The 21,982-nt window shown below is 65.3% G+C and carries 21 protein-coding genes; 8 read left to right on the top strand and 13 right to left on the bottom strand.

The window, feature by feature from the left end; genetic code table 11:
• Positions 1-2: 2 nt before the first annotated feature.
• The 6 genes from QOL82_RS07940 to QOL82_RS07915 all read right to left on the bottom strand — a co-directional run bounded on the left by QOL82_RS07940 (position 3) and on the right by QOL82_RS07915 (position 5,563).
• On the bottom strand, positions 3-632 hold the full coding sequence (locus tag QOL82_RS07940; protein WP_283441713.1) for a PqiC family protein: 630 nt from the start codon (positions 630-632) through the stop codon (positions 3-5).
• A gap of 1 nt (position 633) precedes the next feature.
• Entirely contained in the window at positions 634-2,289 is a 1,656-nt protein-coding gene (locus tag QOL82_RS07935) for a PqiB family protein (RefSeq protein WP_283441712.1), read from the bottom strand.
• Entirely contained in the window at positions 2,286-2,900 is a 615-nt protein-coding gene (locus QOL82_RS07930) for a paraquat-inducible protein A (protein ID WP_283441711.1), read from the bottom strand. Before QOL82_RS07930 ends, QOL82_RS07935 begins: the two co-directional genes overlap by 4 nt.
• Positions 2,901-2,937: 37 nt before the next feature.
• Positions 2,938-3,627 (bottom strand): paraquat-inducible protein A, encoded by a 690-nt coding sequence (locus QOL82_RS07925; protein WP_283441710.1) that lies wholly within the window; start codon positions 3,625-3,627, stop codon positions 2,938-2,940.
• Between the two features lie 131 nt (positions 3,628-3,758).
• Positions 3,759-4,529 carry a LytR/AlgR family response regulator transcription factor gene (locus QOL82_RS07920; RefSeq protein ID WP_283441709.1) on the bottom strand — a complete coding sequence of 257 codons (771 nt, stop codon included), beginning with the start codon at positions 4,527-4,529 and terminating at the stop codon, positions 3,759-3,761.
• Positions 4,526-5,563, bottom strand: coding sequence for a sensor histidine kinase (locus QOL82_RS07915; protein ID WP_283441708.1), 1,038 nt, complete (start codon positions 5,561-5,563; stop codon positions 4,526-4,528). Before QOL82_RS07915 ends, QOL82_RS07920 begins: the two co-directional genes overlap by 4 nt.
• A 111-nt stretch (positions 5,564-5,674) precedes the next feature.
• On the opposite strand from QOL82_RS07915, the gene argH reads away from it, so the two are divergent.
• From argH to QOL82_RS07900, 3 genes are all read left to right on the top strand, one after another.
• Positions 5,675-7,069 carry an argininosuccinate lyase gene (gene argH, locus QOL82_RS07910; protein ID WP_283441707.1) on the top strand — a complete coding sequence of 465 codons (1,395 nt, stop codon included), beginning with the start codon at positions 5,675-5,677 and terminating at the stop codon, positions 7,067-7,069.
• Between the two features lie 436 nt (positions 7,070-7,505).
• Positions 7,506-8,108: a TRAP transporter small permease subunit gene (locus QOL82_RS07905; protein ID WP_283441706.1), complete on the top strand. Its 603-nt coding sequence runs from the start codon at positions 7,506-7,508 to the stop codon at positions 8,106-8,108.
• Entirely contained in the window at positions 8,105-9,781 is a 1,677-nt protein-coding gene (locus tag QOL82_RS07900; RefSeq protein ID WP_283441705.1) for a TRAP transporter large permease, read from the top strand. The genes QOL82_RS07905 and QOL82_RS07900 overlap by 4 nt, the downstream gene beginning before the upstream one ends.
• Before the next feature lie 255 nt (positions 9,782-10,036).
• On the opposite strand, the gene QOL82_RS07895 is transcribed toward QOL82_RS07900, so the two are convergent.
• Both QOL82_RS07895 and pmbA read right to left on the bottom strand, forming a co-directional pair.
• Positions 10,037-11,116: a TRAP transporter substrate-binding protein gene (locus QOL82_RS07895; protein ID WP_283441704.1), complete on the bottom strand. Its 1,080-nt coding sequence runs from the start codon at positions 11,114-11,116 to the stop codon at positions 10,037-10,039.
• A gap of 163 nt (positions 11,117-11,279) precedes the next feature.
• A complete protein-coding gene (gene pmbA, locus QOL82_RS07890) occupies positions 11,280-12,644 on the bottom strand; it encodes a metalloprotease PmbA (protein ID WP_283441703.1) in 1,365 nt (454 codons plus the stop codon).
• Positions 12,645-12,720: 76 nt separating this feature from the next.
• Between pmbA and yjgA the strand changes: the two genes are divergently transcribed.
• From yjgA to QOL82_RS07875, 3 genes are read left to right on the top strand one after another with little or no spacing between them, the layout of a single operon-like run.
• The gene (yjgA, locus tag QOL82_RS07885; RefSeq protein WP_283441702.1) at positions 12,721-13,329 is read left to right on the top strand and encodes a ribosome biogenesis factor YjgA; all 609 of its coding nucleotides are present in this window, start codon (positions 12,721-12,723) and stop codon (positions 13,327-13,329) included.
• On the top strand, positions 13,322-13,927 hold the full coding sequence (gene mog, locus QOL82_RS07880; protein WP_283441701.1) for a molybdopterin adenylyltransferase: 606 nt from the start codon (positions 13,322-13,324) through the stop codon (positions 13,925-13,927). The genes yjgA and mog overlap by 8 nt, the downstream gene beginning before the upstream one ends.
• Positions 13,928-13,955: 28 nt before the next feature.
• The gene (locus tag QOL82_RS07875) at positions 13,956-14,627 is read left to right on the top strand and encodes an alpha/beta hydrolase (RefSeq protein WP_283441700.1); all 672 of its coding nucleotides are present in this window, start codon (positions 13,956-13,958) and stop codon (positions 14,625-14,627) included.
• Between the two features lie 10 nt (positions 14,628-14,637).
• Here the strand turns inward: QOL82_RS07875 and QOL82_RS07870 are convergent, their stop codons facing one another.
• Positions 14,638-15,036: an MAPEG family protein gene (locus QOL82_RS07870; protein WP_283441699.1), complete on the bottom strand. Its 399-nt coding sequence runs from the start codon at positions 15,034-15,036 to the stop codon at positions 14,638-14,640.
• A 213-nt stretch (positions 15,037-15,249) separates the two neighbouring features.
• Between QOL82_RS07870 and QOL82_RS07865 the strand changes: the two genes are divergently transcribed.
• Both QOL82_RS07865 and QOL82_RS07860 read left to right on the top strand, forming a co-directional pair.
• Positions 15,250-15,672, top strand: a complete 423-nt coding sequence (locus QOL82_RS07865) for a hypothetical protein (protein WP_283441698.1) — start codon at positions 15,250-15,252, stop codon at positions 15,670-15,672.
• A 542-nt stretch (positions 15,673-16,214) separates the two neighbouring features.
• Entirely contained in the window at positions 16,215-16,889 is a 675-nt protein-coding gene (locus QOL82_RS07860; protein WP_283441697.1) for a class I SAM-dependent methyltransferase, read from the top strand.
• Positions 16,890-17,103: 214 nt separating this feature from the next.
• On the opposite strand, the gene QOL82_RS07855 is transcribed toward QOL82_RS07860, so the two are convergent.
• Genes QOL82_RS07855 through QOL82_RS07840 form a run of 4 tightly spaced genes read right to left on the bottom strand, consistent with a single transcriptional unit; the run spans position 17,104 to position 21,940 of the window.
• Positions 17,104-17,889 (bottom strand): SDR family NAD(P)-dependent oxidoreductase, encoded by a 786-nt coding sequence (locus tag QOL82_RS07855; protein WP_283441696.1) that lies wholly within the window; start codon positions 17,887-17,889, stop codon positions 17,104-17,106.
• A gap of 15 nt (positions 17,890-17,904) precedes the next feature.
• Positions 17,905-19,575: a long-chain fatty acid--CoA ligase gene (locus QOL82_RS07850; RefSeq protein ID WP_283441695.1), complete on the bottom strand. Its 1,671-nt coding sequence runs from the start codon at positions 19,573-19,575 to the stop codon at positions 17,905-17,907.
• A 25-nt stretch (positions 19,576-19,600) separates the two neighbouring features.
• Positions 19,601-20,848: an acyl-CoA dehydrogenase family protein gene (locus QOL82_RS07845; protein WP_283441694.1), complete on the bottom strand. Its 1,248-nt coding sequence runs from the start codon at positions 20,846-20,848 to the stop codon at positions 19,601-19,603.
• Positions 20,849-20,860: 12 nt separating this feature from the next.
• Positions 20,861-21,940, bottom strand: a complete 1,080-nt coding sequence (locus tag QOL82_RS07840) for a phosphotransferase (protein ID WP_283441693.1) — start codon at positions 21,938-21,940, stop codon at positions 20,861-20,863.
• Positions 21,941-21,982 lie beyond the last annotated feature (42 nt).

Here is a 21,982-nt window from a genome sequence, read left to right as displayed (position 1 = left end):
CCTTACTTTCCGGCCACCGGCGCAATCGGCGCACCCTGCACCGCATCCGCAATCACGCTGCTCAGCCCCGCCAATGTGCGGGCATAGGCAGCCGCAATCGCTTCATAGCCGCCAGCGCCGGTCGGCTCGGTGGCGCTGTAACGGCCGCTGGCGAGCTGCGTGCCATTGTCCTGGCGCACGGTCCAAAGCGCCTGGACGCTGACGCTGCCGTTCAGCGCCGCGTCGAACCGCTCGACGTCGATGCCGACGCGGTACGCCGCGCTGCGCGCTGCCTGGCTGTCGGCCGCGCTGACACGCGCATCGGGCAGGCGCTCGCCGACGCCGGCGGCCAGCGCGCGTCCGATCTCGCTGCGCAGCGAGCCGGCCCAGCGCTGCTGCTCCAGTATCTCGACCCGGTTCGGGCCTTCGCGCACCACCATCTGCGGCCGGTCCACCGCGTCCGGCACACGTACCGGGCCGATCGCAATGGTCAGGCGCGGCTGCGCATTCGATGCCGTCACCGGCGCCGCGGCTGTCGCCGGACCGGATGCGGGCGCGAGCGTGTAGAAACGTTCCTTGGGCGCGCTGCCGCAGCCCGAGCACAGGGCGGCGACCATCACGGCCAGGCTCGCCAGTTTGCTGGTCCTGTTCATTTCAATCGCCTTTCTTGCCGCGTAACAGCGACTCCGGGTGCCGGCTCAGATAATCGGCCAGGTCCTGCAGCGTGCGCGCCGCCTTGGTGACCTCGGCAAGCGTGTCCCGCAGGTCGGACTGCACCGGCGCATCCGACGACAGGGTTTTTTCCGCGCTGGACAGCGTCTTGCGTGCCTGTTCCAGCGTGCTGCGCAGTTCGGGCACGATGCTGGCGTCGACCTTGGCGAGCGTCGTGTCGGCCTGCTTCAGCGTGCTGTTGACGCTCTTCAGCGCAGTATCAAGCGTCTTCAGCGCGCGGCCCGCATCGGTGCCGAGGGTATCGAACGGCACCTTCTCCAGCTTGCTCGCGATATTGCCGATAGTCTGCTGGATGTCTTCCAGCGCGCCCGGCGCGGTCGGCAGCTCGACCGGTTTCTTGGTCCAGTCGATCTTGGCCTTGGGCGCTTTCGGGAAGAAGTCCAGCGCCACATAGAGCTGGCCGGTCAGCAGGTTGGCGCTCTTCAGCTGGGCGCGGAAGCCGCGCGCCACCATCCGGTCCAGCAGCGCCTGGGGATCGCGTTCCATCGCCGACATTTCGGGCGCGCCGACCCGGTAGCGCGAACGCATCCGCTCCGGGTAGATGTCGATCTCGACCGGGAAGCGCACCGCCTTCTCGCTGCGGTCGTATTCAATGCTGACCGATTTCACCTCGCCCAGCGGGATGCCGCGGAAATCCACCTGCGCGCCGGGCGCCAGGCCGCGCAGCGACTCGTCGAAGTAGAGGATGTAGCTGTGGACTTCCTGGTTGATCAGTTTCAGCGCGCCGGCCTTGTTCTCGAACAGCGTGAAATTGGTATCGGCCTTGGCCGGCTCGGCCGGCCTTGCCTCCTCCGGCGCCTGGAACGAGATGCCGCCGACGATGATGGACGTCAGCGACTCGGTGTTGAGCGTCACGCCCGACGACCCGATCGACACGTCGATGCCGCTGGCGTGCCAGAAGCGGGCATTGGTCGTCACCAGCTTGTCGTTGGGCGCGTTGATGAAGATCTCGAGCGAGATGCCGCGGCCGTTTTCATCGAGCTTGTAGCTGGTGATGCTGCCCACTTCGACCCGCCGGTAATACACCGGCGCGCCGACGTAGAGCGAGCCGATGTCGTCCGCGTGCAGCATGAAGCGCCGTCCCGGCAGGTCCGAAGGAATCGGCGGCGGCGTCTCCAGGCCCTTGAAGTCGGACTGGCTCTCGGCCGACTTGCCGGCGTCGAGGCCGATATAGGCGCCCGACAGCAGCGTGCCCAGCCCGCTGATGCTGTTGAGCGTGACCCGCGGCCGCACGACCCAGAACTTGGTGTCGGTCACCAGCAGGTCGTCGGCCTGCTTGGCCATCTTGGCGGTGACGATCACGTGGCTGCGGTCCTTGGCGATGGCGATCGCCGACACGGTGCCGATATCGACCTCCTTGTAGCGCAGCTTGGTCTTGCCGGCTTCCAGGCCGTCGGCATTCGCGAATTCGATGGTGATGGTCGGCCCGCGCGCCATCAGGTAGTGCACGGCGACCCAGCCGCCGACCAGCACGGCCACCAGCGGGATGAGCCAGACGATGGAAACCGCCCAGCGCCGCTTGGGTACCGGCAGCGCGCTCGGGATGCCGGATGTGTCCGGCGGCAGGCTATCGCTCATTCAGCCTCCCCGGCGGCGTCCCAGATCAGGCGCGGGTCGAACGAGCGGGCGGCGATCATCGTCACCACCACCACGGCGCCGAAGGCCAGCGCGCCCGGCCCGACCTCGATCGAGGCCAGCGTGCCGACCTGCACCAGGGTCACCGTCAGCGCCACGACATAGATGTCGAGCATCGACCAGCGACCGATGAACTCGACCATCCGGTAAAGCTGCGTGCGCTGGTAAGGCTTGGCGCGGCTTTTCATCTGCACGGATATCAGCAGCCAGGTCAGCGCCAGTAGCTTGGTCATCGGCACCACGATGCTGGCGATGAACACCAGCGCGGCGATCATCCAGGAGCCGCCTTCCCAGAACAGCAGGATCCCGCTCATGATGGTGTTGCTCTCGGCGGTCAGCAGCGCCCGGCTTTCCAGGATGGGCAGCAGGTTCGCCGGTATGTACAGCACGTAGGCCAGCACCACCAGCGCCCAGGTGCGCGACAGGCTGTCGGGCTTGCGGGCATGCAGGCGCGCCGCGCAGCGCGGGCAGTGCGCGGCGGCGGCGCCGTCGAGGCGCGACAGCATCCCGCAGGTATGGCAGGACGCCAGGCCGTGGGTCATGGCGGACGCCATCAGGCACTGTCCTCGGTATAGACGGCAAGGCGCGAATTCATTGCGGGAGTTCCTCCAGTTGTCCGGCTTGGCTAGATACGACCCATTCCCAGAAGTCGCGCGTGCTGAAGGCCGACGATGCGGCCGTGAAGAACACGATCAGCGCGCAGAAAGACCAGAGTGAAACGCCGGGAATGATGGTGGCGAAGTCGTTGAGCTTGACCAGCGTGACCAGCACGCCGAGCAGGAAGATTTCCATCATGCTCCACGGATGGATGGCCATCACCAGGCGAAACACCAGCGGCGTGCGCGACGCCGGCCGGCCGAGCCAGAGCGGCACGAGCAGGTACAGCAGGCAGCCGATCTCCAGCGCCGGCAGCACGATGGTGGTCAGCAGCACCAGCAGCGCCACCAGTTCGCGGCCCTGGTCGTAGACGGTCAGCACGGTGCTGAAAAGCGTCGCCTCGACGCGGGTGCCCTGCGCTTCCAGCACGGCGATCGGGAAGACATTGGAGACGATCAGCAGGAAGGCGCAGGCCAGCATCAGCGACAGCATCAGGTTCATGCCGGTGCGGGTGCCGCGGTACAGCACGCTGTTGCAGCGGATGCAATGCGCGTCGGCATGCCGTTCCAGCGGGACTTCCTGCTGCAGCAGGTCGCAGTCGCGGCAGGCGATCAGGCGCGTTGCAGCGCCTTCCGGCGCAGGCGGCCGGGACGATTGCAATTCGCTGCTGGATGGTTGGCTCACGCGTGAAATGCTTAGGGGAAATATTAATCGGACAAGATGCGCTACAGGCTATCCTATGCGGGCACCCTGAACAATAGCCTGCAGCCGTCTTGCGCACAGGACTTATTCCTGCGCAATCCCCCGCCGGACCCTCAGCGGACCAGCGCCTTGACCACCGGCCATTGGCGCCGCGAGATCGGCAGCCGCTCGGCGACGTCGCGCAGGATGACCTGCCAGGCTTCCTGCCCGCGCTCGCCGTCGCCGTCGGCGCCGACGGTGCCGCGCTCGACGCCCATGATGGACTTGCGCGCGACCAGCGTGTTGCGATGCACGCGGACGAACACGTCGTCCAGTTCCTCCTCGATCGACGCCAGCGAATCCTCGATCAGGTAGTCCCGGGTGCGGGTGCGCAGCGTGACGTATTTCAGCTCGGCTTTCAGGTAGATCACGTCGGCGACCGGCACCAGCAGCAGGCGGTCGCGCTCATGCACGGTGAAATGCTCGCGCCGCCGCGTCTGCTCGACGTCGCTGCCGCCGCTGCTGCGCCCGCGCAGCAGCGCAACCCGGCGCAGCGCCTGCTGCAGCCGCGCCGCGCGCACCGGCTTGACCAGGTAGTCCAGCGCATGGACCTCGAACGCGTCCAGCGCGTAGTCGTCATGGGCGCTGACGAATACCACGGCCGGCATGCCCTCGCCTTCCAGCGACAGCCGGGACGCCAGGTCCAGGCCATTCATGCCGGGCATCTGTATGTCCATCAGCACGATGTCCGGGTGCGTGTCGACAATGCCCTGCAGCGCGCCGGCCGCATCCGCGGCCTCGCCTACCAGTTCGTTCGGGCAATCCTCGCCGATGTCGGAAAGCAGCATCGCCAGCCTGGCGCGGGCATGCTCCTCGTCATCGACTATGAATATGCGTTGGCTCATTCGTCCTCCCTTACATACGGAAACCGCAGCCGCACCTCGAAATAACCGCGCGCTATCGTCGTCACCAGCTGCGCCTCGACATCGTAGAGCAGTGCGAGGCGTTCGCGGATATTATCCAGCGCCATGTGGTTGCCTGGCCGGCTGCGTTCAGGATGATGCGGATTGATGACCGCAATGTCCAGCCTGTCGCCCCAGCGGCTGACATGGATCTGCACCAGCATCGGCTCGCGCGCCGGCTCGACGCCGTGGTGCACCGCGTTTTCCAGCAGCGGCTGCAGCAGCAGCGACGGGATCTGCGCGGAATGCAGCACGTCGTCGCTCATGTTCGTCAGCTCCCATTCGACCTGCAGCCGGTCGCCCAGCCTGATCTTCTCGATCGACAGGTACTGCTCGCACAGCCGCAGTTCCTGCTCCAGCGTGGTCATGTCGCGGGCGTCCCGCAGCAGCGCCCGGAACAGTTCGGCCAGGTCCTCCAGCGTCGCCTCGGCCTGCCGCGGCGCGCTGCGGATCAGCGACAGCACCGCGTTGAGGCTGTTGAACAGGAAATGCGGACGGATCCGCGCCTGCAGCGCCTGCAGCCTCGCCTCGGCGAGCGCCGGCGAGAAAGCCCGGGTGCGCAGCTCGAAGTAATGCTGCAGAAGATAACCCATCACCGCCGCGCTGACCACGCCCTGCAGCATGGAGAGGCCGGCGGCGTCGACCAGGAACAGGTTCAGCGTCGCCAGGAAGCGGATGATCAGCGCGGTCACCGCGGCCGGCACCAGCGTGCAGGCGCCGCGCTGCACCCACGGCGGGAAGCCGGACAGCACCTTGCGGCCGGCGCACAGCAGCAGCAGCGACGCCAGGCAGGCCAGCTCGACCAGCATCGACGCCTCGATGAAGGACAGGATGGCCGCGCCCAGCGTCGGCGCCTGCGCCAGGATCGCGACCATGACCGCGCCGTTGACCGCCAGCAGCGTGCGCAGGACCACGCCGATATTGCAGCAGTCGGGCAGGACGGACGGTGGCGGCGCGGCCGGGGCAGTGGCGGACATGGTTCTCCGTGGACGGTGGCTAGGGATGCAAGGGGATCGCAGGCGGGGCCAGGCAGGGGCGGAAGCGGAACCGGCTTGCTCTATAATCCCGTAATTCTCCGGGACACAATTATGACAGCACAACTCTCCAAAAAAAGCGAAGCCTGGTCGGCACGATTTTCCGAACCGGTTTCCGACCTGGTCAAGCGCTACACCGCTTCCGTTTTCTTCGACAAGCGCCTGGCCGAAGTCGACATCCAGGGCTCGCTCGCGCATGCCGACATGCTGGCCGCGCAGGGCATCATCAGCCAGAGCGACCTCCAGGAGATACAGCGCGGCATGGCGCAGATCCAGTCCGAAATCGCCGCCGGCCAGTTCGAATGGCTGCTGGACCTGGAAGACGTGCACCTGAACATCGAAAAACGCCTGACCGAACTGGTCGGCGACGCCGGCAAGCGGCTGCACACCGGCCGCTCGCGCAACGACCAGGTCGCCACCGACATCCGCCTCTACCTGCGCGGCGCGATCGACGACATCACCGTGCTGCTGCGTGAATTGCGGCTGGCGCTGACGGACCTGGCCGAACAGCATGCCGACACGATCCTGCCCGGCTTCACGCACATGCAGGTCGCGCAGCCGGTCACGTTCGGCCACCATATGCTGGCCTATGTCGAGATGTTCGGCCGCGACGCCGAGCGCATGGCCGACTGCCGCAAGCGCGTCAACCGGCTGCCGCTGGGCGCCGCGGCGCTGGCCGGCACCACCTTCCCGATCGACCGCCTGCGGGTAGCGGCGACGCTGGGCTTCGACGACGTCTGCCACAATTCGCTGGACGCGGTGTCCGACCGCGATTTCGCCATCGAATTCTGCGCCGCCGCCGCGCTGGTGATGACGCACGTGTCCCGGATGTCCGAAGAACTGGTGATCTGGATGAGCCCACGGGTGGGTTTCATCGACATCGCCGACCGCTTCTGCACCGGCTCGTCCATCATGCCGCAGAAAAAGAACCCGGACGTGCCCGAACTGGCGCGCGGCAAGACCGGGCGCGTCAACGGCCACCTGGTCGCGCTGCTGACCCTGATGAAAGGCCAGCCGCTCGCCTACAACAAGGACAACCAGGAAGACAAGGAACCGCTGTTCGACACGGTCGACACGGTCACCGACACGCTGCGCATCTTCGCCGACATGGCGCGCGGCATCACCGTCAAGCCGGAAGCCATGCGCGCCGCGGCGCTGCAGGGCTATGCAACCGCGACCGACCTGGCCGATTACCTGGTCAAGAAAGGGCTGCCGTTCCGCGACGCCCACGAGGCGGTCGCCCGCGCGGTGCGCGCCTGCGTCGACCGCGGCTGCGACCTGGCGGACCTGACGCTGGACGACCTGCGCGCCTTCTCGGACCTGGTTGCCGAGGACGTGTTCGCGGTGCTGACGCTGGAAGGCTCGGTCGCGGCGCGCGACCACGTGGGCGGAACCGCGCCGGCACAGGTGCGCACCGCGATCGCACGGGTTCGCGCCGAACTCGGCTGAGCCGTCATCGGGCTGGCCTGGCGAACCTGCCGGGCCAAGGCGACCGGATGCCTGTCCGGGCAGGCAAGGACTGCATGACCGGCCACTGGATGCGCGGCGACTGATGTATTTTTGCCACTAAAGTATCGTCTTTCGACCGGCATTTCGGTCACCGCCCTTCTAGCCAGGCTTTTGCATCATATTCTGGGAATCGGTCGCCAGGCTGGTTCCCGGCAGTCCCGAATCTTTCTATACTCGGTCGGCTTTTACCCCGTCTCCGGCAGCGCCGCAACACGGCGGCGTCGCGCCGGTTTCCGACACAAGAAATGCATTGTTTCATGGCTGAAATGTCCATATACTCCCCACCGCTCACGGCGGAACAAGTTCGTACCAGCGGCATCGCCACGCCAACCCGGGGGCACAACCCGGAATCTGACCATAACGACGGAGACACACCATGTCTTTACTCCTTGCGCTCGCGCGTCTGATCGACGCGATCAATGAAAAGATCGGCCTGGCCGTCAGCTGGGCCCTGCTGCTGGCCGTGCTGATCTGCGCCGGCAACGCGATCGTCCGCTATACCTTCAACATGAGCTCCAATGCCTGGCTGGAAATCCAGTGGTACCTGTTCGCGGCGATGTTCCTGCTGGCCGGCGCCTATACCCTGAAGCGCAACGAGCACGTGCGCATCGACGTCATCGTCGGACGGTTCTCGCGGCGCACCCAGATCATCATCGACATATTCGGCTTTGCCATCTTCCTGCTGCCGGTGTCGCTGCTGATCCTCTACTTTTCGATTCCGTACGCAATGGAATCCCTGCGCAACCAGGAGGTGTCCAGCAACGCGGGTGGACTCATCCTCTGGCCGGCCAAGATGCTGATCCCGATCGGCTTCATCATGCTGATCCTGCAGGGCTTCTCCGAACTGATCAAGCGTCTCGCATGCCTGGCCGGCCTGATCGACCCAAGCGAATTCGAAAAGCAGGTCGCCACGCCGGAAGAAGAAATCGCGGCGATCGCCGCCGCCAATAAACTCGACGTACCGCAGGAGAAAGCATGAGCGCGTTCCTGATCGCCAATATGGCGCCCATCATGTTCGGCGCACTGGTGGTGTTCCTGCTGTCGGGCTTCCCGGTCGCGTTCGCGCTGGCGGCCAACGGCCTGTTCTTCGGCCTGCTGGGCATCGAACTCGGCCTGCTGCGCCCTGAACTGCTGCAGGCGTTGCCGAACCGGCTGTTCGGCATCATGGCCAATGACACGCTGCTGGCCATCCCCTTCTTCACCTTCATGGGCCTGATCCTGGAACGCTCGGGCATGGCCGAAGACCTGCTCGACACCATCGGCCAGCTGTTCGGCCCCATCCGCGGCGGCGTCGCCTATGCGGTGATCTTCGTCGGCGCGCTGCTGGCCGCCACCACCGGCGTGGTCGCCGCGTCGGTGATCTCGATGGGCCTGATCTCGTTGCCGGTGATGCTGCGCTACGGTTACGACAAGCGACTGGCGTCGGGCGTGATCGCCGCTTCCGGGACGCTGGCGCAGATCATTCCGCCGTCGCTGGTGCTGATCGTGATGGCCGACCAGCTCGGCCGTTCGGTCGGCGACATGTACAAGGCCGCCTTCTTTCCCGGACTGATGCTGACCGCGATGTACGCCGGCTACGTGATGGCCGTGTCCATCATACGGCCGAGCGCCGCGCCCGCGCTGCCGCTCGAGGCGCGCAACCTGCGCGAGCCGAACGGCGACAGCGGCGTGCGGTCGCTGGCGGTGCTGGTGGTGGTCGCTGCCGGCATCACCTACCTGTTCAGCCAGTGGTTCGGCGCCCGTCATCCGGAAAAGCCGTTCGATGAAGTGATGATCTACGGCGCGTCGCTGGCAACCGCCGTCTGCTTCCTGTTTGCGCTCGTCAGCCGCAAGCTCCGCCTGAATATCCTGTCGAAAATGGCGGAGCGGGTGGTGTTCGTGCTGATCCCGCCGCTGGCGCTGATTTTCCTGGTGCTGGGCACGATCTTCGTGGGCATCGCAACGCCGACCGAAGGCGGCGGCATGGGCGCGCTCGGCGCGCTGGTCCTGGCGATCCTGAACCGCAGGCTCAGCTGGAGCCTGATGAAGCAGGCAATGAACTCGACCACGCGCCTGTCCGCCTTCGTCGTCTTTATCCTGATCGGCTCCAGCGTCTTCTCGCTGGTGTTCCGGGGCGTCAACGGCGATCTGTGGGTCGAGCACCTGCTGACTTCCCTGCCGGGCGGCAACCTCGGTTTCCTGATCGTGGTCAACCTGCTGTTCTTCTTCCTGGCCTTCTTCCTCGACTTCTTCGAACTGGCCTTCATCCTGGTGCCGCTGGTCGGCCCGGTTGCGGAAAAGATGGGCATCGACCTGATCTGGTTCGGCGTGCTGCTCGGGGTTAACATGCAGACGTCCTTCATGCACCCGCCGTTCGGCTTTGCGCTGTTCTACCTGCGTTCGGTGGCGCCGAAGGAAGTGAAGACATCCGACATCTACCGGGGCGCCATCCCGTTCGTGCTGATACAGGTGATCATGGTCGCGCTGATCATCATCTTCCCGCACCTGGTGTCGGTGGAAAAACGCGCCGACATGAAGGAGAAGCTGCAGCTTCGCATCGACATACCGGCGCCCGACACGCCGGCGCCGGATGCGCAGCCGACGCCGGATTTCAGCGCGCCGGAAGACACCACGCCGCAGCTGAACTTCTCGACGGAAGGCGACAAGAAGTAAGCCAGTAAGCCGTCGACGACGAAAAGCGTCATGGAAAGCCCCGTGAAAACCACGGGGCTTTTTTTTCGGCGCGGCGGCCGCCGCGGGTCCTCGCCATCTCCCGCAAGCAGGCCAACGCGGCGGATGGCGTGGGACCGCGCGCATTGCTGCGTCCCTGCCGGCGGCAGGCGAAAAAAAACCCGCAGCACTTGCGTGCTGCGGGCGCTGGTCCGGACTGCGGACTGGCGGCTATGCCAGGCCGCACCGGGCCGATGCTTACTTGCGGCTGACCAGGAAGTTGGCGATCGGCGCTTCGGACACCGAGTACCACTGGTTCTGGTTCTGGCGGAACTGCTTCCACGGCTCGTAAATCTTCTTGAACTTGGCGTTCTTCGCCGCTTCCTCTTCCATCACCTCGGTCGCCGCCTTGTACGACGCTTCCATGATGTCGCGCGAGAAGGTACGCAGCTTGGTGCCGCCCTTGAGCAGGCGGGCCAGCGCCGCCGGGTTGCGCGCATCGAAGTCGGCCTGCATCAGCACGTGGGCTTCATGGCTCGCCACTTCGAAGGCGTTCTGGTATTCCTTGGGCAGCTTGTCCCATTCCTTGATGCCGACCATGAAATTGAGCTGCGCGCTGGCTTCCCACCAGCCCGGCGCGTAGTAGAACGGCGCGACACGGGCGAAACCCAGCTTTTCATCGTCGTACGGACCGACCCACTCGGCTGCGTCGATGGTGCCTTTTTCCAGCGCCGGGTAGATGTCGCCGCCGCCGATCTGCTGCGGCACCACGCCCAGGCGCTGCATCACGCGGCCAGCCAGGCCGCTGATGCGCATCTTCAGGCCCTCGAGGTCCTTGACGGTCTTGATCTCCTTGCGGAACCAGCCGCCCATCTGGGTGCCGGTGTTGCCGCCCATGAAGTTCATGATGCCGTATTCCTTGTAGAACTCGCGCATCAGTTCCTTGCCGCCGCCGAACTCGAACCAGGAAGTCTGCTGGCGGGACGTCAGGCCGAATGGCACCGCGGTGTCAAAGCAGAATGCCGGGTCCTTGCCGAAGTAGTAATAGCCCGCGCTGTGGCCCATTTCGACCGTGCCGGCCTGGACCGCGTCCACCACCTGCAGCGCCGGGACGATTTCACCGGCGGCGAATGGGCGGATGTTGAATTTGCCGCCGGTCAGCTCGGCGACGCGCTTGGACAGGCGCTCGGAAGCGCCAAAGATGACATCCAGCGATTTCGGAAAACTTGACGCCAGGCGCCAGTTGACGGTGGGCTGCGACTGCGCCAGCGCCGGCGCCGCGATTGCGCCTACAGAGGCGCCTACCGCCGCTTTTTTCAGGAAGGAACGTCGTTCCATAATGGTGTCATCTCCAGTCGGTTATAAGGGTTGGGTCGTCAGGCAGCAGTCGGCGGCGCTTTGTCCGGGCTGCTGCTCAAACAGCGTGCAGATTGTAGGGGCGGCAACGCCGCGCCGCAACAGGAATTAGTTGCTGCGACGCACAACTGCATCGCACAAATTTTCAGCTACCGGCAACGGTCATGCTTTCGATCAGGATGGAGCCGGTGCGGCGGGTGCCGCGCACCAGGGTGTCGGTGCCGATGCCGGCAATTTGCCGGAACATGGACTTCATGTTGCCGGCGATGGTGATCTCCTCGACCGGATACTGGATCACGCCATTTTCCACCCAGTAGCCCGACGCGCCGCGCGAATAGTCGCCGGTCACGTAATTGACGCCCTGCCCCATCAGTTCGGTCACCAGCAGGCCAGTGCCCATCTTGCGCAGCATGCCGGCGAAGTCGTCGTCGGCCCCGGTCAGCCTGGAAGTAATGGTCAGGTTATGCGCGCCGCCGGCGTTGCCGGTGGTTTTCAGGCCGAGCTTGCGGGCCGAATAGGTCGACAGGAAATAACCCTGGACCACGCCGTCGCGCACGACGTCTCGGCGCGACGTTTTCACGCCTTCCTCGTCGAACGGCGCCGACCCGACCGCGCCCTTCACATGCGGCTCCTCGACGATCTGCACATGCTCGCCGAACACCTGGCTGCCGATCGAGTCGTTCAGGAATGTCGACTTGCGATAAAGCGCTCCGCCGGAGACTGCCTGGACGAAGGCGCCCAGCAGGCCCGCGGCCAGCGGCGCCTCGAACAGCACCGGGCATTTGCGGGTATCGAGCTTCCTGGCATTCAGGCGGGCCAGCGCGCGCTCGGCGGCGTAGCGCCCGATCGCCTCGGGCTCGGCCAGGCGATCGGGGTCGCGCGCCGACGAATACCAGTCGTCGCGCTGCATGTTGTTGCCGCGGCCCGCAATCGGCATCACCGAGATCGTATGGCGGGAATACGGATAGCCGCCCATGAAGCCGCGGGTATTGGCGCTGACGAAATGCGACTGCTGCGCATGGACGCTGGCGCCTTCGCTATTGGTGATGCGCGGGTCGACCGCGAAAGCCGCCGCCTCGCCGCGTCCGGCCAGCACGATCGCGTCCTCGGCGCTGATGGGCCACGGGTAGCACAACGCCAGGTCCTGCGGGTCGAACTCCAGCGTGTCCTCGTCCGGCAGCCCGGCGCAGTCGTCGGCGGCGGTGAAGCGCGCGATATTGGCCGCGGCCTCGACGGTGGCTTTCAGCGACGCCTGGGAAAAGTCGGAGGTGCTGGCGCTGCCGCGCCGGATCGCCCGGCTTTCGCCCATATAAACGGTGACGCCGATTCCCTTGTCCTTGTTCTGTTCGATGGTTTCCACATTGCCTCGGCGGACAGTGACGGAGAGTCCGCTGCCCTCGCTGATCTGGACGGCAGCGTCCGAGGCGCCCATGTCCCTGGCATAGCGCAGCACGTCCTGGGCAAGCTCGCGCAACTGGTCCTGGCTGTGGATAAACAAGGTGTCGTTCATATGCGGTTTTAGGGGCCGGTGTAAAAGAGTTATCATAGCAGCCGTTTACCGAATGGCTTAACGCCGCCTCCCTATCATGCCTAACTCCAACCGGGGCAATACCGGATTCCAGTCGAACGAGTTTGAACAGGAATACGACCGCCCGTCCAAGTCCCAGCTCAAGCGCGAAATGACCGCGCTGCAAAAGCTCGGCGCCGAGCTGATCGCCGAACCGCGCGAACGCGTCAAGCGCGTGCCGATGCCGGAAGACGTGCGCGACGCCATCCTCGAATGCCAGACGATCACCGACCACGAAGGCCGTCGTCGCCAGCTGCAATATGTCGGCAAGAAAATGCGCACGCTGGAAGAAGAGGAAGTCGCGCTGATCCGCAAGACCATCGACAGCTGGAAACAGCCGTCCAAGGCGGAAACGGCCGCGCTGCATGCGCTTGAACGCCGCCGCGACCGGCTGGTGGCCGACGACGGCGCGCTGACCGAATTGCGCGCGCAGTACCCGGACCTCGACGTCCAGCAGATGCGCACGATGATACGCAATGCCCGCCGCGAGCAGGCCGAGAACAAGCCGCCCAAGGCTTACCGCGAAATCTTCCAGGCGCTCAAGCTGCTGCAGGCGGGCAGCGCCAAGGCCGCCGCGCAGGAAGCGGCGGACGACGAGGACGAGGACGGAGAGCAGGACGATGAATGAAGAAACCGTGCGCATCGGCCTGGTGTCGGTGTCGGACCGCGCCTCGGGCGGGGTCTACCAGGACCAGGGCATCCCGGCGCTGGCCGACTGGCTGAAGGCGGCGCTGACCAGCCCGTTCGAGCTCGAAAGCCGGCTGATTGCCGACGATCGCCCGGCGATCGAGGCGGCGCTGACCGAGCTGGTCGACCAGCAGCGCTGCGACCTCGTCATCACCACCGGCGGCACCGGCCCGGCGCGGCGCGACGTGACGCCCGAAGCCACGCTGGCGGTGGCGACCAAGGAAATGCCGGGTTTCGGCGAGCAGATGCGGCAGATCAGCCTGCATTTCGTGCCGACCGCCATCCTGTCGCGTCAGGTCGCGGTGATCCGCGAGACAGCCGACCATGCGGCGCTGATCATCAACCTGCCGGGCCAGCCCAAGTCGATACGCGAAACCCTGGAAGGCCTGAAGGACGCGGACGGCAAGCAGCTGGTCGGCGGCATCTTTGCCGCGGTGCCTTATTGCATCGACCTGATAGGCGGCCCGTATATCGAGACCGACGACGCAGTCTGCAAGGTATTCCGCCCCAAATCCGCCATCCGCCCGAAAAACGCCTAACCGGCACAAACCGCGCAAGCGCTCCTACATGACTTCTTCGACACTCGAGACCATACAGGTCGACACCGGCCCGAATCCCACCATTTCCGTGATCTGGCTGCACGGACTGGGCGCCAGCGGCGACGATTTCGTTCCTATCGTGCGCGAACTCGACCTGACCGGCCTGCCGGCGATACGATTCATCTTCCCGCATGCGCCGACGATGCCGGTGACCGTCAATAACGGCTATGTGATGCGGGCCTGGTATGACATCGTCGGCGCCGACCTGTCGCGCCGCGAGGACGAAGCAGGCTTGCGCGCGTCGCAGGTCATGGTGGAGCAGCTGATCGCGCAGGAGCAGGCGCGCGGCGTGCCGGCCGAACGCATCGTGCTGGCCGGGTTTTCGCAGGGCTGCGCGATGACGCTGCAGACCGGCCTGCGCCACCCGGAAAAGCTGGCCGGCCTGCTGTGCCTGTCAGGTTACCTGCCGATCCACACGACCGTTGCCGCCGAACGCCATCCGGCCAACCAGCAGACGCCTGTCTTCCTCGCGCATGGCCGCACCGACCAGGTGATCCCTATCGCCCGCGCCGAGCAGTCCCGCGACATGCTGAAGTCGCTGGGCTACCCGGTCGAATGGCACGAGTACATGATGCCGCACTCGGTGTGCCAGGACGAGGTCGAGGATATCGGCGCCTGGATGCGGCGCGTGCTGGCCTGAGCCAGCGGCGTCAGGGCGTCCCGCCGTTCAGGACGCGCAGCGCCGCCCCGGTGACGGCCGCCACGATCAGCACCGAGATCGGCGCGACGCTCAGCATGAAGCCCAGCGCCCGGCCGGCCGGGTCGCGGGTATAGGCCCGCAGATAGATGACGCGCCCCGCAAGGTACACCGCCCCTGCTGCGGCAACCCAGCGCGTGTCCCAGTAGGCCGCGGCCATCCACATCGCCGGCAGCAGCACCACCATCAGTTCCAGCGTATTCATCTGCACCCGGTAGTAGCGCTCGAATACCTCGTTGCCAGTCGTTGCCGGCGCATGCACGCCGTACTTGCCGCGCGCACGGCCTACCAGCGCGCCAAACAGCAGGTACTGGATCAGCGCCAGTAGTGCGACCAGGTGTATCCAAGCCATGCCATTCTCCATCGTTTTATCCGGACGGCCATTATGGGCCATGCGCATGCGCTTCCAGCCAGCCCGCGCCTGCGCTTTTTCCGACCGAATTATGATCCAGGCCAAGGCGGGCGGCCCAAAGGTGGACGACGCTTCGTTGCGCCCGCATCCGACATGCAATGCGCCGGTACATGCATCGAGCTCACCGATCATCAATTCATATAGGGAAAAACCATGAACAAATTGCTATTGCTGCCTGCAATGCTGCTTGCCGCGAGCGCCGCACATGCGCAGACTGCTGCGTCCAGCGATCCTTCCGCCGCGAAAAGCCGCGCCGAAGTGAAGGCCGACCAGCGCGCTTCCGGATCGGCGGGCACGAAGAACATCGAAGTGCCGCGCACGCCGTCCACGAAGGGAAGCACGACGTCGCGTTCTGCGGTGAAGGCGGAAACCCGCGCATCCGGCACCCCGGTCACCGACAATATCGAGACGCCGGCGAATCCCTCGACCAAAGGCAGCGGGCTGGCGCGGTCCGAAGTCAAGGCAAGCGAACGGGCGACCGGCTCGATGGGCACGAAGAACACCGAGGTGCCCGCCACGCCGGGCGGCAAGCGTATGCATGCAAAGGACAAGGCAGCGCATAGCGACGCGAAGTAAATCCACGCTGCCGGACCGCGGCGCTGCGCCGATGAGTCGCACCCGGGTTTAAGCCAGGCGCATCGAGCCCGTTGCGGGAATGCCCCGCGGGTTGCGCACAGGCCCGTGGAGAGCCGCCAGGCCGCCTGGCCGCGGTTCCACCGTCAAACCAGCTATCCGGATAGGCGAAAGCCTTTCCAGCCCTTGGCGACGCGCTCCGCGTCCAACGTTCATCGGTCCCGGCAAGGGGCATACCCTCCTTCCGTCCGCCGGATGCGACCGGGCCGGCAGGCAGATGAACGGCTGGCCTGGTCGACACGGGCAATGCTGCCCGCCGCCGGGCAACGTGGCACGGAGTTGTACATCCGCTCACTCCCGCATCGCACACCGGCGACAAGTCCGCATCAGGCTCCCGCGAGCCACCGGCGGCATTTCCCCGCTGGAACGATCTTCCTTGCGCACCGCTCGCTTGTTGCCGGCAGCGTGCCATGACAAAAACAAAGGGCACTTCATCGAGCCGGGCCGGTCACAGCGTAAGCTAGACGAGTAAAGGATCCGCTTACATGGACTGTTTAAAGCACGATTCTATTTATACGGACACCCCGCGGTCGGAGATGCTGGCCTTCATACCTTCATCCGTGCACAGGCTGCTGGACATCGGGTGTCATACCGGCCAATTCGGTCATGCGGTAAAAAAGAAATACGGTGCGGAAGTCTGGGGCGTCGAACCCGATGCCGAAACGGCACGTATCGCCAGCAATTACCTGGACGAGGTGTTCCACGGCTACTTTTCAGAAGATCTGGCCTTGCCCGAAAAATATTTCGACGTCATCTCGTTCAACGACGTGCTGGAACATATCCCGGACCCGTGGGCGGCGCTCCGGCTGGCAGCCGGGAAACTGAAGCCCGGCGGGCGCATCGTCATCTCGATCCCGAATTTGCGGCATATAGACAACCTGCTTCATATCCTGGTCGACAAAGACTTCAACTATGAAGCCATCGGCATCCGGGACCGGACGCACCTGCGCTTCTTCACCAAGAAGAGCGCGCCGAAATTGCTTGCGGGGACAGGCTTGAAACTGGTCGAGCTGAAGGGAATCAACGAGGAATGGTGGACCGAATCCATCGTCCGGCGCATTGCATTCAGGCTGTTCCCGAAGTATCTGGAAGATACGAAATACGTTCAGTATGCAATGGTCGCGGAGCTTCTCCAGGACGATGCCGGGATCGTTCCATGAGACGGTCCAGCGCCGACGTCCCGCCGTAGGCGGGTCGGGCGTGGCTGCAATACAAGATTCGCCTGAAGAGCCCGCAACCGGCCGCCACAGCATGACTGTCAAGGCACTTTGAAAAGTCCGGCGCTGGGCTGGCTTGCCTGCGTGTCGTTGTCAGAGGACACCCTGCATTGCCGCGCCGTTAACCGCGTCTAGCCTGAAGCAAAGCCGTAACCTGCTAGACCTTCATCCCCGGCAGGTTCAGCGACGCCGTGTTGCCGCCGTCCACCGGCAGCGCCTGGCCGGTCACGTAGCTGGCGTCGTCGCTGGCAAGGAAGGCGATCACGGCGGCGACTTCCTGCGGCCGGCCGTAGCGCCGCAATTCGCAGCGCGAGCCCAGCCGGTCTTCCTTGTCGGCGGCGCGGGCGCGCTCGAACACGGGAGCGGTCATGCCGGTCTCGATCAGGCCGGGACAGACCGCATTCACCCGCACGTTGTACTGGCCGAGGTCGCAGGCCGACGTCATCGTGAGGTTGATCACGGCGGCCTTGGATGCGCTGTAAGCATTGCCGCCTGCGCCGGAACGCACGCCGGCGACCGACGCGGTATTGACGATCGCGCCCCGCTGCTGGTCGCGCATGATGCGCGATGCATGCTTGGTGAAATTGACCGCGCCCATCACATTGACCTGCAGGATGCGCTGCCACACTTCGGTATCGGTCTCGCTGATCGCCGAATAATCGCCGCCGGCAATGCCGGCGTTGTTGCACAGCACGTCGATGTGCCCATGCCGGCTCTGCACGTCGGCAATGAAACGCTCGACCTCGGCTTCGTCGCCGATGTCGAACGAGCGCCACAGCACGCGCTGCGCATCCGGCAGCGACGCGGCAAAGGTTGCCAGCGCTTCCTCGTTGCGGTCCACCAGCGCAATCGCCGCGCCTTCGTCGTACAGCCTTTGCGCGGTGGCGCGGCCGATGCCGCTGGCCGCGCCGGTGATGATGGCCACCCTGTCTGTGAATCGCATGCCTGTCTCCTCTTCCTAGTTTTTCACGGCCGCAGCCATCGCCTGTTCCTGCATCTCGCGCCACATCACCTTGCCCGAGCCGGACTTCGGCAGCGCGTCGCGGAACTCGACGATGCGCGGACTCTTGTAGGCCGCCATGTTCGCATGGGCCCAGTCGACGATGTCCTGTTCGCTGACCTCGCCGCGATAGGCGTCCTTCAGCACCACCACCGCCTTCACGGTCTCGCCGCGCTTCTCGTCCGGCGCGGCGATGATGCAGGCTTCCCGGATCGCCGGGTGGTGATACAGCAGCGCCTCGACCTCGGCCGGCCAGACCTTGAAGCCGGACGCGTTGATCATGCGCTTCAATCGGTCGACCATGAAGAAATAGCCGTCCTCGTCGATCATCGCGATGTCGCCGGTGCGCAGGAAGCGCTTGCCGTCGCGCTCGATGAATGCGTCCTGCGTGGCGCCCGGGTTGTTCCAGTAGCCCTGCATCACCTGCGGTCCGCTGACGATGATCTCGCCGGCCTCGCCCTGCGGCACTTCGAGCAGCGTCTGCGTATCGACCACGCGGGAGTCGACGTCGTACAGCGGCATGCCCAGGCACTGCTTCTTGGGCCGCTGCATCGGGTTCAGGTGGGTCGCCGCCATGGTCTCGGACATGCCGTAGCCTTCGACGTACGGTATGCCCAGCATGTCGTTGAGCTTCTGCGCGATGGCTTCCGGCATCGCCGCGCCGCCGCCGCTGATGCGGGTGATGCTGGAAAGGTCATAGTCGGTGATGTCCGGGTTGGACAGCAGGTCGACCACCATCGCCGAGATCAGCTGCACGCCGTTGACCCGGTAGCGCTGGATCAGCCGCGCCGCGGTGTCGCGGTCCCAGCGCGGCAGCATCACCAGCGTGGCGCCCGCATACAGCGGCGTGTTCATGCTGCCCTGCATGCCGGTCACATGGAAGAAAGGCAGCACCGACAGCAGCACCGAGTCGGCCTGCGTGCCGACCCAGGTCATGCCGGCCACCGCGTTGTACATCACGCTGCGGTGGGTATGCATGCAGCCCTTCGGATGGCCGGTGGTGCCGGAGGTATAGGGCATCACCGCGAGGTCGTCCGGGCCGGCGGTCATGGGCCCGGGACGCAGGCCGCGCGCCAGCATGTCGGTCCACGGGATCACGCCCGGCAAATCGAAATGCGCGCGCGGCGCGGCGATATAGGCCGGCACCGGGTAGTCATGCCCGGCCCGGATGTAATCGCCATAGGAGACCGCGACGATATGCCGCAGGCCCTCGTCGAGCAGCGGCGCGATGTGGCCCATCAGGTCCTGCGGCGCGAACGCGACCGTGGCGCCGGTGTCGCTCACATAGTGGCGCAGCTCCTCGGTCATGTTCATCGGATTGACCGGCACCACCACCGCATCGGCACGCAGGATGCCGTAATACGCGAGCACGAACTGCGGGCTGTTCTGCAGGTACAGCAGCACCCGGTCGCCCTTCTTCACACCGCATTCGTTCTGCAGGTAGCCGGCGATGCGCTCGGCCTCGTCCTTGAACTGGCCGAAGGTCACCGGGGTGTCGTAGAACACCAGGTAGGGCTTGTCGGGATAGCGCGCGGCCGACACCTCCGCGTTGTAGAACAGGTGGGTGTTCGGCAGCGACAGGTGCCGCGGCTGGGTCTTCGGCCAGAAGGCCAGATGACGGTCCGACATGGGTAACGGCTTCCTCTAGATTAAATCAGCGCTGCTTGGGTTCCCGCAGTTTCGGTTCCATATAGCGGGCCAGCTCGAGCTTGGCGATCGCATTGCGATGCACCTCGTCCGGGCCGTCGGCGATGCGCAGCGTGCGCGAGCTGGCATAGGCGCGGGCCAGGCCGAAGTCCTCGCTGACGCCGCCGCCGCCGTGCGCCTGGATTGCCCAGTCGATGACCTGGCAGGCCATGTTGGGCGCGGCGACCTTGATCATCGCGATTTCCTTGGCCGCGGCCTTGTTGCCGACGGTGTCCATCATGTAAGCGGCATTGAGCACCATGAAACGGGTCTGGTCGATCATGATACGCGCGTTTGCGATGCGCTCGCGGGTCACGCCCTGGTCCGCCACCGGGCGGCCGAATGCGACCCGGTTCAGCGAACGGCGGCACATCTTTTCCAGCGCACGTTCGGCGCGGCCGATCAGGCGCATGCAGTGGTGGATGCGTCCCGGTCCGAGGCGGCCCTGGGCGATCTCGAAGCCGCGGCCCTCGCCCAGCAGCATGTTGGTCGCCGGCACCCGCACATTCTCGAAGCGCACTTCGGCATGGCCGTGCGGCGCATCGTCATAGCCGAACACGGGCAGGTGGCGCAGCACGGTCACGCCCGGCGTGTCCATCGGCACCAGGATCATCGACTGCTGGCGGTGCCGGTTCGGGTTGTCCGGGTCGGTCTTGCCCATGAAGATCAGGATCTTGCAGCGCGGGTCGTTGGCGCCAGAGGTCCACCATTTCTGGCCGTTGATCACGTAGTCGTCGCCGTCGCGCTCGATGCGCGCCTCGATGTTGGTCGCATCCGACGAGGCGACATCAGGCTCGGTCATCGCGAAGCCGGAGCGGATCGTGCCTTCCAGCAGCGGCTTGAGCCACTGGTCCTGCAGCGGCTGGCTGGCATAGCGGGCCAGGGTCTCCATGTTGCCGGTGTCGGGCGCGGAGCAGTTGAAGGCTTCCGGCCCGATATGGGAGCGGCCCATGATCTCGCACAGCGGCGCGTATTCAAGATTGGTGAGGCCGGCGCCGAGTTCGGACTCGGGCAGGAACAGGTTCCACAAGCCGGCCGCGCGCGCCTTCTGCTTCAGTTCCTCGACGATCTTCGTGGGGACCCAGGGGTTGCCGGTCTTGCGCGCCGCATCCATCTCGGCTTCGAACACTTCCTCGGCCGCGTACACATGCTCGTCCATGAATGCGGTGACCCGCTTCTGCAGGTCGATGACCTTGTCTGAGTAATTGAATTCCATCGTCGTCTCCGATTAGTTGCGTTGTTGTATGCGTTCGACCAGTTGCCACGCCAGTTCGGCGAGCGGGCGCGCCCGCTTGCCGGCAGCCATGGCCTCGGCGCTGGACGCATTGCCCTGCAGCGCCCGCGCCATGATGCCCTGCAGGATGCCGGTCAGGCGGAACATGTTGAACACCATGTAGTACTCCCAGTCGCTCTGCGAAATGCCGTCGCGGCCGGTGCGGCGGCAGTAAGCCGCCAGGTATTGCTCTTCGGTCGGGATGCCCAGCGCCGGCAGGTCCAGTCCCGCCATGCCGCGCGACGGCCCCGGCGGCATGCGCCAGGTCATGCAGTGATAGGCGAAGTCGGCCAGCGGATGGCCCAGCGTCGACAGTTCCCAGTCCAGCACCGCCAGGATGCGCGGCTCGGTCGGATGGAAGATCACGTTGTCGATGCGGTAGTCGCCATGCACGATGCGGGTCTCGTCGCCTGACGGGATGTGCTGCGGCAGCCAGGCGATCAGGTTTTCCACGGCCTCGATGCGCTCGGTCTCCGAGGCACGGTACTGCTTGGTCCAGCGCGCCACCTGGCGCTCCAGGAAGTTGCCCGGCTTGCCGTAGCTTTCCAGCCCGACCGCCTGGTAGTCGACGCTGTGCAGCGCGGCGATCACGCGGTTCATTTCATCGAACAGCGCGGCCCGCTCGGCCGGGCTGTGGTCGGGCAGCGCCGAGTTCCACAGGATGCGGCCCTCGACATAATCCATGATGTAGAACGCAGTGCCGATGATGCTGTCGTCCTCGCACAGCGCATAGGCCCTGGCGACCGGCACGTCGGTATTGGCAAGCGCGCTGATCACCCTGTATTCGCGGTCGACCGCATGGGCCGACGGCAGCAGCGTGCCGGGCGGCTTGCGGCGCATCACGTACTTGCGCCCGCCGGCGGCGAGCAGGAAGGTCGGGTTGGACTGGCCGCCCTTGAATTGCTCCAGCGTCAGCTCGCCGCTGAAGCCTTCGACATTGGCCCGCATCCAGGCCGACAATTTAGGGATATCGAACACATGCTGCGGCGACACCGGACGGGTGCCTGTAAAACGGTCCTGCGGATCTGAACTCATGAAATCAACGGCGCGCGGCCGTCCACTATGGATGGGAGATAA

This window comes from Noviherbaspirillum suwonense (genome assembly GCF_900182955.1).
Taxonomy (GTDB): Bacteria; Pseudomonadota; Gammaproteobacteria; order Burkholderiales; family Burkholderiaceae_D; genus Noviherbaspirillum_A; species Noviherbaspirillum_A suwonense.
The sequence above is the reverse complement of the archived record's forward strand: the minus strand, read 5'-3'. Positions and strand labels throughout refer to the sequence as shown.